Here is a 238-nt window from a genome sequence, read left to right on the forward strand (position 1 = left end):
GATGCGGAGTTCTTCGGTATTTCCGCGCGCGAGGCCACCGCGATGGATCCTCAGCAGCGGCTGCTGCTGGAGGTGTGTTGGGAGGCGTTGGAAACCGCGGGCATCGACCCGACCGCGTTGGAGGGCACCGACACCGGGGTCTTTGCCGGGGTCTGGTCTCAACAGACCCCCAGCGATGCCCGGGGTTCGGAGGGTTATGGGTTGACGGGGACGGCGACCAGTGTGGCTTCGGGGCGGA

The 238-nt window shown here is 67.2% G+C and carries 1 protein-coding gene; it reads left to right on the plus strand.

Going from position 1 to position 238, the window contains the following annotated elements:
* Positions 1 to 238 (plus strand): beta-ketoacyl synthase N-terminal-like domain-containing protein (locus AC5Y7D_RS31000; protein ID WP_499930021.1); only part of this gene is annotated, 238 nt, incomplete at both ends.

The sequence above is a fragment of the Mycobacterium sp. NGS49 genome, assembly GCF_059812565.1.